Source organism: Bilifractor sp. LCP19S3_H10, from assembly GCF_052119185.1.
GTDB lineage: Bacteria > Bacillota > Clostridia > Lachnospirales > Lachnospiraceae > Bilifractor.
In genome coordinates this window covers 61095-74866 of record NZ_JBQKFT010000005.1, presented here as the reverse complement: position 1 = coordinate 74866, position 13772 = coordinate 61095, and the positions used below count along the sequence as shown (strand labels likewise).

The 13772-nt window shown below is 52.0% G+C and carries 10 protein-coding genes; 2 read left to right on the top strand and 8 right to left on the bottom strand.

Annotated features, from left to right (window positions below):
• Window positions 1–161: 161 nt before the first annotated feature.
• The gene (locus ACTQZS_RS05540; RefSeq protein ID WP_441474933.1) at window positions 162–2720 is read left to right on the top strand and encodes a transglycosylase domain-containing protein; all 2559 of its coding nucleotides are present in this window, start codon (window positions 162–164) and stop codon (window positions 2718–2720) included.
• 630 nt (window positions 2721–3350) lie between these two features.
• On the opposite strand, the gene hprK is transcribed toward ACTQZS_RS05540, so the two are convergent.
• The 7 genes from hprK to ACTQZS_RS05505 all read right to left on the bottom strand — a co-directional run bounded on the left by hprK (window position 3351) and on the right by ACTQZS_RS05505 (window position 11560).
• Window positions 3351–4292 (bottom strand): HPr(Ser) kinase/phosphatase, encoded by a 942-nt coding sequence (gene hprK / locus ACTQZS_RS05535; protein WP_441474932.1) that lies wholly within the window; start codon window positions 4290–4292, stop codon window positions 3351–3353.
• Window positions 4293–4677: 385 nt separating this feature from the next.
• On the bottom strand, window positions 4678–6531 hold the full coding sequence (gene uvrC, locus ACTQZS_RS05530; RefSeq protein WP_441474931.1) for an excinuclease ABC subunit UvrC: 1854 nt from the start codon (window positions 6529–6531) through the stop codon (window positions 4678–4680).
• A gap of 238 nt (window positions 6532–6769) precedes the next feature.
• Entirely contained in the window at window positions 6770–8659 is a 1890-nt protein-coding gene (gene ftsH, locus ACTQZS_RS05525) for an ATP-dependent zinc metalloprotease FtsH (protein WP_441474930.1), read from the bottom strand.
• 73 nt (window positions 8660–8732) lie between these two features.
• Window positions 8733–9332, bottom strand: a complete 600-nt coding sequence (locus ACTQZS_RS05520; protein WP_441474929.1) for a DUF6553 family protein — start codon at window positions 9330–9332, stop codon at window positions 8733–8735.
• 207 nt (window positions 9333–9539) lie between these two features.
• Window positions 9540–10217 (bottom strand): J domain-containing protein, encoded by a 678-nt coding sequence (locus tag ACTQZS_RS05515; protein ID WP_441474928.1) that lies wholly within the window; start codon window positions 10215–10217, stop codon window positions 9540–9542.
• A 50-nt stretch (window positions 10218–10267) separates the two neighbouring features.
• On the bottom strand, window positions 10268–11128 hold the full coding sequence (locus ACTQZS_RS05510) for a DUF5685 family protein (RefSeq protein WP_441474927.1): 861 nt from the start codon (window positions 11126–11128) through the stop codon (window positions 10268–10270).
• Window positions 11129–11158: 30 nt separating this feature from the next.
• Window positions 11159–11560, bottom strand: coding sequence for a hypothetical protein (locus tag ACTQZS_RS05505; RefSeq protein ID WP_441474926.1), 402 nt, complete (start codon window positions 11558–11560; stop codon window positions 11159–11161).
• Between the two features lie 481 nt (window positions 11561–12041).
• Here ACTQZS_RS05505 and ACTQZS_RS05500 point away from each other — a divergent pair, with 481 nt between their 5' ends.
• Window positions 12042–12500: a hypothetical protein gene (locus ACTQZS_RS05500; protein ID WP_441474925.1), complete on the top strand. Its 459-nt coding sequence runs from the start codon at window positions 12042–12044 to the stop codon at window positions 12498–12500.
• Window positions 12501–12694: 194 nt separating this feature from the next.
• On the opposite strand, the gene ACTQZS_RS05495 is transcribed toward ACTQZS_RS05500, so the two are convergent.
• Window positions 12695–13717 (bottom strand): aldo/keto reductase, encoded by a 1023-nt coding sequence (locus tag ACTQZS_RS05495; protein ID WP_441474924.1) that lies wholly within the window; start codon window positions 13715–13717, stop codon window positions 12695–12697.
• Window positions 13718–13772 lie beyond the last annotated feature (55 nt).

Sequence of the window (13772 nt, the reverse complement as noted above, 5' to 3'; positions counted from 1 at the left end):
ATGACCTGAAAACATGGGGCGCAAAACCCAGGGAACAGTCTTCATGGCAAAGAACCCGGGAACTGTCTTCATGGCAGAGAACCCGGGGAACTGTCTTCACGGCAGAGAACCCGAAAACTGTCTTCCGTCCGGAACAGGATATGCCCGGAGAAGGAGCTTTCATGAATTTTGGCAAACACGGTGTTCAGCAGGAGCGCGAACGCCTGGATTCGGCTGCCCCGAAACTGGCAAGCCGCATCAGCGTATCCGTCCTGCGTGTCATCATTTACTTACTGATCGCAGCCGCCGTATTCGGCATCTGCCTCGGCATCGGTGCCTATCGCGGGATCATCGCGGACGCGCCGGAGATCACGGACTCCAATATCACGCCTCTCGGCTATGCGTCCTTTGTATACGACGGTGACGGAAATCAGATACAGAAGCTGAGCTCCGCAGAAGGCAACCGCGTCTCAATTTCCATCAACGAAATTCCAAAGAACATGCAGCATGCCATCGTTGCGATCGAGGATTCTCGTTTCTATCAGCATAACGGAGTTGATCCGCACGGAATGCTTCGTGCCATCATGGTCATGCTGAGTTCGAATTTCTCGGAATCTGAAGGAGCGAGTACCATCACTCAGCAGCTTCTGAAGAACAATGTTTTTACAGACTGGATGAATGAATCCAGGATGGGGACGATCAAGCGTAAGATCCAGGAACAGTATCTTGCCGTTCAGCTGGAGTCATCCCTTCGGAAGGCCGGAGAGGACCCCAAGTCGGTGATTTTGGAAAACTATCTCAACACCGTAAACTTTGGCAACAACGCCTACGGCGTGCAGACTGCGGCACAGACTTACTTCGGCAAGGACGCAAAAGATCTGACGCTTTCCGAATGCGCGGTGCTTGCCGCGATTCCCCAGAACCCCAGCCAGTTTAATCCGATCCTTTACCCCGAGGAGAATGCGGGCCGTATGAAGACGGTCCTCGAGTACATGCTCCAGCAGGGCTATATCACAGAGAAGGATTACAAAGAAGCTCTCGCAGATAACGTTTATGACCGGATTCAGGAGAACCAGAACAATGAGGTTACACAGGATTCCACGGTGTATTCCTATTTTGTCGATGAACTGATCAGTCAGGTCAAAGACGATCTGATGACCCAGAAGGGTTATACGGAGGCTCAGGCCAATAACCTGATCTACAGTGGCGGGCTCCACATTTATTCCACTGAGAACTCTGATATTCAGTCAATTATGGACAGTGAATTCTCGGATGAGTCGATTTTCCCCGCAGATTCCCAGATCAGTCTGGACTGGGCACTGACTGTTGATAAGGCTGACGGAAGCAGGCAGAACTACAGCGTTGAAATGTTGGTGCAGTACTTCAAACAGCAGGGAGATGCCGACTTTGATCAATACTTCAGCTCCCAGGAAGAGGCACAGAGTTACATCGACCAGTACAAGGCCTCCGTTGTCGGAGACGGTGATACCATCGTCGCGGAACGGACCGCATTCGTTCCGGAACCGCAGGCCTGCATGACCGTCATCGACCAGTCGACCGGATATGTCGTTGGCATCGTCGGCGGACGCGGTGAAAAAACAGCGAGTCTTACCCTGAACCGTGCGACGGATTCCCTTCGTCAGCCAGGCTCCACCTTTAAGATTCCTTCCACCTATGGTCCGCTCCTTGATAAGGGAAAAATAACCCTGACCTCCAGGGAAACGGACGATGCCGCATACTACGCGACCGGTCAGGAAGTCAACAACGCGGACAACACGCATCACGGCACAATGACGGTGAGAAACGCGATTCAAACCTCGAACAATGTCATCGCATTCAAGCTGATGCAGGAACTGACGCCTGAAGTTGGCCTCTCTTATCTGAAAAAGCTCGGCTTCACGACACTGGACAGCGACAATGACAACTCGCCCGGACTTGCTCTCGGCGGCATCACCAACGGTGTCAGTGACCTTGAACTCACGGCCGCATACGCAGCCATTGCCAACGGTGGCACATATAACCGCCCGGTATTTTACACAAAAGTCACCGATCACAGCGGTAAGACGATTCTCGAAAATTCAGGGCTGAGCCGCCGCGTCTTCAAGGAAAGCACCGCCTATCTTCTGACCAGTGCGATGCAGAGCGTCGTTCAATCCGGAACCGGAACACCTTATCAGCTTTCCTCCGGCATGCCGGTTGCCGGAAAGACAGGAACAACTGATTCCTACGTAGATCTTCAGTTTGTCGGCTATACGCCATACTACACTGCCGGCATCTGGACCGGATACGATACAAACGTGGAACTTCCCGAAGCAGACCGGACCTACATTTCCACACTCTGGACGAACGTCATGAGCCGTATTCATGAATCCCTTCCCATCAAGGAATTCTCGGTTCCGGATTCTGTAGAACAGCTTACCGTATGTGCAAACACAGGCCTTCTGCCGAATACCTATTGCCCTACCGTCACCGATTACTTTGACGTAGCGAATGCACCAACGACCATCTGCACCTACGACGCACCGGCGCCGACCGCAGCGCCGACTGCGGCCCCAACCGCTGCGCCTACCGCTACGCCCACTGCCGCAGCCGGCGACAATAATACCGATGCAAACCAGCATACGGAGAACACAACCGGTGAAGGTACCGGAGAGAATGCACCCGCGGAGAGCGCAGGCACCGAGGGGGACGCCTCTCCCGGCAACACCGGAGAGAATACCCAGACAGACCAGACCCAGTGACCGACTGCATGGATTTTCTGATCTCCTGATTGTGCAGAATCATTTAACCACCTGGAAATATGAGATTATTTACAGGATCATTTATTTTTTGATTGTACATGTCATTTATTCTCCGCCCGTCTTGTGACAGGCGGAGATTTTTTACGCGAACAGTGAGCCGCAGCCGAATGCGAAGTATTCGTGTGCGGCGAGCGTCGCGATAGCGAGATAAAACTCGCGCAGCGTGTTTTATCTCGTTGAAATTCTTGATTCCCGCCGCCCGGCAGTCCTGTGAGGAACAACGGATCCTGTAAATACACTGCAGCATGTGAAAAAATATATATAATATAACTTCCTGGAGTTAGTTTATTTCCTGGAGTTAGCTTATCTCCAGGCCCCATTAATTATCCTGTCAAAATGGGCGGAACAATAGCCCCCTGCAGATCATATGTCTTCAGGGGGCTATTGTTCAAATTTATTAACGATTATATTAACGATTATTATCCAGAGAAGATTTCTTCCTCTGCTCCACTGCCTGGCATCCACTCACGCATTACGTTCGCACACCGATTACGTTCACACTCATTACGTTCGCACACTTATTACCTTCACACTCATTGTGTTCGCGCACCGATTATGTTCACACTCTGCTCACGGATGGCTGCGTTTTCTCGCCAGATTAGCCTGAACACGTTTGTAAAGCTCCTGCGCCGCGTTGTAGCCCATCTTCTTCTGACGATGGTTAACGGCAGCCGTCTCAACGATAACCGCCAGATTACGTCCCGGACGGATTGGAAGAGAATGACATACAACCTTATTGCCCAAAAATTCCGTATACTCCTCCTCAAGTCCGAGGCGGTCGTATACCTTATCCTTATTCCACTCCTCCAGCTTGATGACCAGATCTATGGTATGTGTATTCTCAACGCTCTCGACACCGAACAGCGTCTTCACATCGATAATTCCGATACCGCGAAGCTCGATAAAGTGACGGGTGATGTCCGGCGAAGTTCCGACCAGTGTCACATCATCAATCCGGCTGATCTGTACCACATCATCCGTGATCAGACGGTGGCCACGCTTGATCAGCTCCAGAGCGGCCTCACTCTTTCCGATTCCGCTCTCACCCATAATCAGCACACCTTCACCATAGACATCGACAAGCACGCCGTGGATCGAAATTGTCGGCGCCAGCTGAACATTCATCCACCGGATGATCTCAGCGGTGAACGCAGATGTCGTTTTGTCGGTTCCAAAGACAGGCGTATTATATCTCCTGCATATTTCCAGGAGCTCTTCACCGGGCTGCTCTGAGGTTGTGAAAATAATACACGGAACCCCCTTCGAGACAAATGCCTCAAACGATTCCTTCCTCTTATCATACTCCATGCGATTCAGGTACGAAAGCTCCACAACTCCGATAATCTGAACTCTCTCATTTGCAAAATGCTCAAAATATCCGGTCAGCTGAAGGGCCGGACGATTGATTTCAGGAACCGTGATCTCCCTGTCCCCGAGATCCGTATCCGGAGTCAGGTTTTTCAGATCCATGTCCTTTTCGAGCTTTTCCAGCGTGATAAATTTAGATGTCATGCCGAATCCTCCCAGAAATTTGCAGGTAATTCGCACCCGTTCTCTTTCCTGCTCCGTGTGCGATGAGACCTGTTCTTTATGTAATCTTCCTTTGCAGATCTCTTTCCCGCGTCACATGTGGTGAGACCTGTTCTTTATGCAATCTTCCTTTGCAGATCTCTTTCCCACGTCACATGTGGTGAGACCTGTTCTTTGTGCAATCCTCTTTTTAGATCCCTTTCCCGCGCCGCACGCGTTGAGACCTGGCTGCAAATATGAAATGCCTTATATAAGACAGTATACCACGCACACACCTCTTTGCACGATTCTTTTCCTGCTCTAAAGTCAAAACTTTTCTCCCGTCAAAAGACAAGTCTTGTGTCCCGCAAATTGAACGTCTGCTCAATCACGATAACTGTTCTGCTTTTTTATGAAAAAAATCATAGACACTCTTCGCGGCTTTTTCATTCATCCCCGGCAGGCTTCTCAGCTTCTCGATGTCCGCCCTCCGGATCGCCTCGATGTCCGGGAAGGAGCGCATCAGCTCACGCCTCCGCTTCTCTCCAATATCCGGAATATCGTCCAGGATCGAATGCACCTGCTCCCTGCTTCGCAGCATCCGATGATATTCAATCGCGAACCGGTGTGTCTCATCCTGAATCCGGGTAACCAGATGAAAGCCCTCGGAATCTGTATCGATCGGAATCTCAACATTGTTGAAATAGATCCCTCTGGTCCGGTGCCTGTCATCCTTCACCATTCCCGCGACCGGTATCGACAGGTTCATTTTTTCAAGAACGGAAAGAGCGATGTTCACCTGTCCTCTGCCGCCGTCCATCAGCAAGAGATCCGGCAGCTTTTCAAAGCCGCTGTCTGCCTGAACCCCTCTCCGGAATCTCCTGGTAAGAACCTCCTCCATGCTTGCGTAATCATTCGGTCCCTCAACAGACTTGATCCGGAACTTCCGGTAATCCGCCTTCTTCGGCTTGCCCTGCTCATACACCACCATAGAGCCGACGCTCTGGTAACCGCTGATATTGGAGATATCGTACGATTCGATACGGTCCGGCGGCTCGATTCCGAGCCACTGCCCGATCTCGTTGACCGCTCCGATCGTCTTCGCGACATCCTTTTTGATCCGTTCCCGGTCCTGTGTCAGAATGATCTGCGCATTCCGCTTCGCAAGATCCACAAGCTTCTCTTTTTTGCCCTTCTGCGGAACGAGGATCCTCACCTTTGTACTGCCGGCATTTTTCTTCCCGGTCAGCCATTGCTCCAGAAGCTCCCTTTCCGCAATGTCATCCGAAAGCATGATCTCATGCGGAATGAAAGGAGTTCCGGAGTAAAACTGCTGCAGGAAGCTCTCCATGACCTCGCTGCGGCTCTCCTCGTTCGCGATTTTCAGATAAAAATGATCCCGTCCGATCAGTTTGCCGTCTCTGACAAAAAATACCTGCGCGATGGCATCCTCTCCGTCTGCCGCAAGTGCGATCACATCCTGATCCTCTCCGCTTCCGGAGGTGATCTTCTGTCTCTCGCTTACCTTCTTCACGGCACCGATCAGGTCTCTCAGCGAAGCGGCCTCCTCAAAATTCAGCGCATCGGCGGCCTCCTGCATTTTCGCCTTCAGTTCCTGAAGCACATCCTCCGTCTTCCCGTTCAAAAAAGCAATCGCATCATTGACCTGCTTCCGGTATTCCTCCTCTGAGATCCATCCCTGACAGGGTGCCTTGCACTGGTGGATGTGATAGTAGAGACAAGGGCGCTCCTTTCCCTGATCCTCGGGAAGTTTTTTGCTGCAGTTCCGGAGGTGATAGAGCTTCCGGACCAGATCGATCGTCTCCTTTGCGGCGGCCGCGTCCGGATAAGGCCCGAAATACTGCGACTTGTCCTTTTTCATCCTGTGCGCATACAGAACCCGGGGAAAATGCTCCTGCACCGTAACCTGGATAAAGGGATATGCCTTGTCATCCATCAGCATGGTATTGTACTTCGGCCGGTATTCCTTGATCAGGTTGCACTCCAGAACGAGGGCCTCAACCTCCGAATCCGTCACAATGTACTCAAACCGCGTAACCTGCGGCACCATGCTGTAGATCTTCAGCCTCTTGTTTCTGCTGTTAGAAAAATACTGCCGCACGCGGTTCCGCAGCTTAACGGCCTTCCCCACATACATGACCTCATCCTGAAGCCCGTGCATGATATAGACGCCGGGCTTCTGGGGCAGTTTCTTCAGCTCCTCCTGAATATCAAATGCCATAAATGCTCCTGTCTCTTCTGAATCATCCCAAGAAATGACGCACAGAGCAGGCCTTTTCATACGTTCCTCATCCGGACAGCCAGCCGGCTCTGCAGCCGCAGCCCGCTGCATCCCGGGTGTTCACGGTCGTGGCCGCTCTGCAGCAACGGCAGTCAGACAGCACTGTTCCCGTACTGTATCCGCGCTGTCAGACAGCTCTGCAGCCGCAACTCGCTGCATCCCGGGTGTTCACGGTCGTTCAGGACGGACGATTCTGCGAACGCTCCCCGATGACCGTATTCATGATTCTCATGAATTCCTTTCCGGTGATTGTCTCCTGAATAATCAGATAACCGGCAAGCCGGTCAAGCACATCCCGGTTCTCCCTGAGCATCTGCTTTGCCTTCTCATAGGATGCTTTCAGCATCTTCATGATCTCATGGTCAATCTCTGTCGCCGTCTCATCTCCACAGTCCAGAACTGCTCTGCCGTTCAGATATTTGCTCTCGGTCCTGGCAAGTCCCATCAGGCCGAACTTATCAGACATGCCGTACTGCGTGATCATCGCGCGGCAGATCTGTGTCGCCTTTTCAATATCGTTTGAGGCACCGGTCGTAACATCGCCGAAGACAATTTCCTCCGCCGCTCTTCCCGCGAGGAAGCCCGTCACCATGTCCTCCAGCTCCTTTCGCGAGTTCAGATATTTCTCCTCCTCCGGAACCTGCATAACATATCCAAGCGCTCCCATGGTACGCGGAATAATCGTGATCTTCTGTACCGGCTCGGAATGCTTCTCCAGCGCGTTCACGAGCGCATGACCCACCTCATGATAGGCGACGATCCGGCGCTCCTCCTTGCTGAGAATGCGTTCCTTTTTTTCCTGTCCCACAAGAACAACCTCGACGGCTTCCTGCAGATCCTTCTGGGACACTGCCCGCCTCCCGTGCTTGACAGCCAGGATGGCAGCCTCATTTACCATGTTCGCAAGATCAGATCCTACGGCTCCTGAGGTTGCGAGCGCAATTTCCTGAAAATTCACGGTTTCGTCGAGCATAACCTTTCTCGCGTGTACCTTCAGAATGTTTACACGCCCCTTCAGATCCGGGCGTTCCACAATAATTCTCCGGTCAAAACGTCCCGGCCGAAGCAGTGCGGGATCCAGCACCTCGGGACGGTTTGTCGCGCCGAGCACCAGAAGTCCCGATGCACTGTCAAAGCCGTCCATCTCGGCCAGAAGCTGATTCAGCGTCTGCTCCCGCTCGTCATTACCGCCGCCGTAGCTGGAATCCCTCGTTTTTCCGATGGCGTCGATCTCATCGATAAAGATGATGCATGGCGCCTGCTTTTTTGCCTCCTCAAACAGATCCCGCACACGGGAGGCGCCCACGCCGACAAACATCTCTACAAATTCCGATCCGGAAAGGGAGAAAAACGGGACATGTGCCTCACCGGCAACCGCTTTTGCCAGCAGTGTCTTTCCGGTTCCCGGAGGGCCTACCAGAAGAGCTCCCTTCGGAAGCTTCGCACCGATCTGTGTGTATTTCTGCGGATTATGCAGGAAATCAACCACTTCCTGCAGAGATTCCTTCGCCTCTTCCTCTCCTGCGACGTCCGCAAACGTTACGCCGGTTTCCTTCTGCACATAGGTCCGGGCCTTGCTCTTTCCGACGCCCATGACGCCGCCGCCCTTTCCCATATACCTTAGTACCAGGTTCAGGCCAATCATCATGATCAGAATCGGTATCACAATCTGAAATACCGCAGACATCACCTGCGAGCCGACGCTGGAGGATTTCTTCTCGTAAGTGATATCCGTGCCCTTCAGCAGCTCATTCAGGCCGTTCTCATCGCCGACCAGCGTGGCGCGGTAGGTATATAAGGACAGTTTGTCTCCCTCTTTGAACTTCGGAGTTACCGTCAGCGTGCCGTTCTGCAGCACAACCTTCGACACCTCATCCTTCTCCACCATCTGCACGAATTTGTCATAGGTGATTTCCTTCGATGAAGACGACTGGAACATGCTACTGATCACACTGAAAATAATCACTGCCAGCATAATCGCCGTCACGATGATCCAGATCGTCCGGTTATTCCGTCCCGGACCGTTTCCCGAATCCGGTCCGTCATTATCATTGAAATTAAATGACATATCCCTGTTCCCTTCTGAATTGGCCGAAAAATGCAATTCAAACAGTACGTATCCCTGTTGATCGCACGAGTTCTTATTTTCCAGCGCGCACCCTGTCCATCAGGTATCCCTGCTGATCGTTGTACTTTTCGCAGAAGGCATCCGTCGCCGCCCTGGTAAATACGGCGAGCTCCTTCTCCGCATTCATGACCTGCGGAGTCTCATATGCAAGACGATACACCTCGCCGGCAATCTTCGATATCAATGTCTCGCTCTTCATATGCCCCAGTCCGAGCAGAATCGAGCCATAATTCTTGTCTGTCTCACAGAGGTGGAAGTACAGAAGCGTCATATTAAACAGCTCCTCATAAAGCACCTCCTCGCCGATCTCACCGTACTCTCCGGCGAGCTCCACCTTCCAGTCCGACAGCACGGAAGCCTTTTCCTTTTCGATCTTTTTTCTCCCGAAAAATCCCTTCGATGTCGTGTGCACATAGTAAAGGCTCATCCAGCCGCGGATAAAATAGTCGACATCCTGGGAATTCAGCTTGCCGTAGCGCTCCTGCAGAAGTTTTGCCCGGAGCTCATTGTCCGGTGCATCTCCCTCCTCGGAAATTGCCTGATCCAGGATCTCCTTCCTCCTGCTGTAATCAAGCTCACGCATGTATCTCTCCACCCACTGCTTTCTCTCCATCTCGTCCTCCGATAATACTCTCTAATCCGATAATGCTCTATGATCCGATAACGCTCTATGATCTGATAACGCTATATGATCCGATAACGCTCTCTAATATGTTTCCGGTTCCCATCCAGAACGTTTTCGGATTCACCGTCATAATCTCCATACCTGCAGCAGAAAAAAATCAGATGAAAGCTTCCGCCGCATCCTTTATTCTGCCTGTCAAATGCAACAGCACAGCGGAATGCCGCCGCCTCCCAGGCAGGTACAGCATGCCAGCGTTCCGCAGATCGCCGCGGCGGTTCTGGCACAGGTGCTGCCTCCCTGACTGTCGGTTCCGCCATAACAGGGAGAACCCTCATAGCCATAACCCTGACCCATGTCATTATACCAGGCTCCTCCGGCTGAAATCTGCTGATAAAGCTGCCGGTACCGGCCGTTGTCCGGCTCCATATTGCATGCGGTCTGCGCGTCGTTCTGCGCAGCCACGTTGTTTCCAAGCCCGTAATTGGCCACGGCGTGCAGATAATACCACTCCGCATTCCGCTCCGGAATATTCTCCAGCACATTCATAGCCTCTGTGAAATGCCTTGTATTGATATAGTTTGCGGCCGCCTGCATCTCCGGATTCTCATACGGCGAATCCGATCTCTGACCATATCCGCCAAAACCGCCGTATCCATATGCGCCGGATCCTCCGGGAATCTTCCCGGACCGCTCGTCCATGATTTGTTTGTATGCTTCCTGAACAAGCTTGAACATCTCCTCTGCCTTGTCCTTGTTGGGATTGTTGATATTGGCATCCGGATGGTACTTGCGGCTCAGCCTGCGGTACGCTTTTTTTACCTCTTCATCACTGGCATCCCTTGAGACACCCAGTACTTTATATGGGTCCTGCATGTGTTCCTCTTTCTGTCTTCCGCCCGGATCCTGTCCGGCGGATCATTTTATTATAAATCATCCTTTGCTTCTTGCAAAGTCCTTTGCGCTTCGGCCATCTTCGCCCGCTTCGCGCGGTACTTCACCCAGATGCCCGAGTAGATGATATTCCGCAGCAGCTCCTCGTCCAGAAGGATCGGCAGCTTCTCAAAATATTTCGCAATTCCTGCCGCCTGCATTGTCAGGATATCGCCGGCGCGCATCTCATAATCCGCCTCTCCGCAGATCGACAGGAACGGATTATAGCTGCTGTTTCTGCGGTCCTTTTCCAGATCATCCCAGGCATCCATCAGATAGATGAACTTCCCGAGGTAAAAACCGATCTGCCCCAGATCTTCGGACCAGATATCCTCCCGATACCGGAAAATCTCTGACATAAGCCTGCCCGTCAGACCCGCAGCTCTGTCCAAAGAGCGGTCATTCTTCTTCTCAACCGCGTGCAGCTCTTTTACATATCGCAGAATCGCCTGTGTTTGCCTCGGATATTTCCGAGACGTTTTCAGGTAGGCCGGACGCAGGAGACGGTACGCCGCAAGGCTCGTCCCCTTCTTCTCATCAATCCAGTCATCCTCGAGATTGTGAAATACCAGCATCAGATTCATGTCAGCAGCATAAGCCGTGTATTCATTCCGGATCACCCGCTGCTTTCTTGCGGGATGAAGAATGCATCTCTCCTCTGTGATCCCGGAAGGTCCCTCGTACAGAGCATTCAGAAGAATTGCCAGAAACGTCATGTCATAGGTGAGTGTCGCCCGCGCGGCTTCTCCGCAGGAATCCTTAAGATCCCGACAGACACCGCAGTAAAACTCACGGTAACGGTCCAAATCCTTTCCCTTGAGTTCCTCCCGGTCAATCGTGATATATCCAAACATACATCCCTCCATCATCCGCTCATCAGGTATTTACGTATTTTTGATAAACTGTGTATGACACCTCGGGCAGGTGATCTGAATATGGCCCTTGCCCTTTGGCACACGAACCCTCTGCCCGCAGCTCGGACACCGGAAATACGCGTGATCCCTGTCCTTTGCCGCACGCATACCACCTGTAAAAAAAGACTTCACCCGGTTCCACCCGGACAGAAATCTCCGGTTCTCCTCCGCCCGTCTGCTGATATTTCTGGACATCATCCGGAAGAAAATCCAGACAAGCAGCATGGCCGTCACTATACTGAGAAAAATATTCGGCACAAAGGCAGACACAAAAAGCAGGGCAATCTCAACATACAGAAGCACCCGCCCCAGCTGATCCACTCCGTATCGCCCATACATCACACGGCTCACCCAGTCTCGAAATCGATTCATATTTATACCTCCCAAAGTCACGGCCCGATTCCGCCGCTTCCCGCTTCTCAATGTCAATACTTTATCGCGTTTATCCATTGATTGCAATTTTACAATATATAAAATTTTCCGAAAGACGCAATCTCCATTACGTACCAAACCTGACACTTAGAAGAGCTCAACGCTCAAGAGTAAGGCCGTAAACCGCACTCTGTCTCTGAACACTTTTCCGGCTTTCCTCACTCTTCCCTGACTCTTCCTTGGCTCTTCCTTGACTTCCCTGACTCTTCCTTGGCTCTTCCTTGATCTTACTTGACTTCCCTGCCTCTTTCTTGACATTTCCACTGCATGAAGATATCTTATAAAAGGTATCCTGATCAGTATACAAAACAACTGTGAAAAATTGGTGATTACGCACATTCGCCCTGATTATCAGGCTATACACCATTCGCAGATTATACATTGCCGCAGATTATGCATTATACCAGGAAGGGATCACAGAATGAACAAATCAGAAAACGGCCTCCCGGATGACCGGAAGAATATCACAGGGAACAGCAGCCACAGGAAATACCCCTGGACCATGCGCAGGATTACCGCCCTTGCAGGCATTATCCTTCTGCTCGTGATGTACGCCCTCACCATGGTGTTCGCACTGGTGAAAAGCCCATACTCGAAGGGACTTCTGATGGGATCGATTTTCTGCACCATAGCTGTCCCCGTACTCCTCTATGCCATGACAATGGTCGCCAGACTCGTCCGCGGGAAAGGAATTCCTGAAGCACACATATCAGCCCCGGCAACACATGCCCCGGATTCAGCCAAGGCTGCGGACCCGGAGGCACATGCAGCCGGAACATCCAATGCTCCAAATCCGAAAGCGCCTAAAACCGAAACGGCAAGCATCCCGGCCCCGGAAACGCCCACAACCGAAAAGGCCGGGATTGCGGACCCGGCATAATATAACACCGGGGACTGACTCCCGTGAAAAATAACCGGCTCTTATCCGGCACATCAGATTTCTTCTATATACTACACAATACTACACAGAGAGACCCGCAGGTGAACTCCATCACCTGCGGGTCTCTGTATCTTTAAATAATCATACGGCCAATCATGCGGCCGGCACAGGTCGCATGACTTCCGGCATCACTGTCAATCCTTATCCCAAAGCGCGTCTGTTCCGTCCTCGTCCCAGAGATCACGCCAGTCGGTTGCGCCCGGCCACAGGAATACCTGTCCCTTTACCAGCCGGTTCCCGCATTCCATGCCACGGATCTCTTCCATTTCCTCATCGGTCAGCGGATCCTCCGTCACACATTTCAGATTCGCCGTATAATTTTTCTCCTTGATCGAGAATGGAATCGGGGTGTGCCCCTTCTGAACCGCCCATTTAATCGCGATCAGAACCGGGTGTACGCCGTGAGCCTCCGCAATCTTGCGGATTACAGGCTGCTGAAGATCCGCCACATCTTCCGGTGTGCGGTCTCTCTCCGGACGGTCAGGCGAACCGAGCGGACAGAATCCCACGATTTCAATTCCCTGGGAACGAATATAATCATACAGCTCCTGCTGCTGGAAACACGGATGAAGCTCCATCTCGATGCAGGCCGGTTTGACCCGACACAGCGGAAGGACTGCCTTCAGCTTCGGCAGCGTCATATTTGACATACCAATGTGCTTTGTAAGGCCCATATCCACCAGGCGTTCCATCTGTCTCCAGGTTGCCATGAACCTCTTGACCGAAAACGGTTTGGAATTTGGATTCCGCTCCGTCACATCGCATTTCGGCGGATGATAATTCGGGAATGGCCAGTGAACATAGTACATATCCAGATAGTCAAGCTGCAGATCCCGCAGTGTGCGTGCACAGGCCAGAAGAACATCCCCTTTACCGTGCATATCGTTCCACACCTTGGAGACGATGAACATGTCCTCCCTCTTTACCTCTCCGCTCTGGAACGCCTCCGCAAAGACCTCTCCGATCTGGTCCTCGTTTCCGTAGCACGCCGCGCAGTCAAAATGACGGTATCCTACCCGGATAGCGCCGCGAACCGCGTCACGCACCTGCTCCGGTGTCGCATGATCGGACCCGAAGGTTCCCATTCCGACCGCCGGCATTTTTGCTCCTGTGTAGAGCGTTCTTTGAGGGATTTTCGCAGGATCAATAAATTCCATTTCTCATTCCTCCTCTTCTAAAAAATATCCATACATCTTTGATCAGGTTTATCCT

Excerpts from the sequence above, each read along its gene's own strand:
- ACTQZS_RS05540 (WP_441474933.1), top strand. The coding sequence starts at position 162 with ATGAATTTTGGCAAACACGGTGTTCAGCAGGAGCGCGAACGCCTGGAT.
- hprK (WP_441474932.1), bottom strand. The coding sequence starts at position 4,292 with ATGACATCTAAATTTATCACGCTGGAAAAGCTCGAAAAGGACATGGAT.
- uvrC (WP_441474931.1), bottom strand. The coding sequence starts at position 6,531 with ATGGCATTTGATATTCAGGAGGAGCTGAAGAAACTGCCCCAGAAGCCC.
- ftsH (WP_441474930.1), bottom strand. The coding sequence starts at position 8,659 with ATGTCATTTAATTTCAATGATAATGACGGACCGGATTCGGGAAACGGT.
- ACTQZS_RS05520 (WP_441474929.1), bottom strand. The coding sequence starts at position 9,332 with ATGGAGAGAAAGCAGTGGGTGGAGAGATACATGCGTGAGCTTGATTAC.
- ACTQZS_RS05515 (WP_441474928.1), bottom strand. The coding sequence starts at position 10,217 with ATGCAGGACCCATATAAAGTACTGGGTGTCTCAAGGGATGCCAGTGAT.
- ACTQZS_RS05510 (WP_441474927.1), bottom strand. The coding sequence starts at position 11,128 with ATGTTTGGATATATCACGATTGACCGGGAGGAACTCAAGGGAAAGGAT.
- ACTQZS_RS05505 (WP_441474926.1), bottom strand. The coding sequence starts at position 11,560 with ATGAATCGATTTCGAGACTGGGTGAGCCGTGTGATGTATGGGCGATAC.
- ACTQZS_RS05500 (WP_441474925.1), top strand. The coding sequence starts at position 12,042 with ATGAACAAATCAGAAAACGGCCTCCCGGATGACCGGAAGAATATCACA.
- ACTQZS_RS05495 (WP_441474924.1), bottom strand. The coding sequence starts at position 13,717 with ATGGAATTTATTGATCCTGCGAAAATCCCTCAAAGAACGCTCTACACA.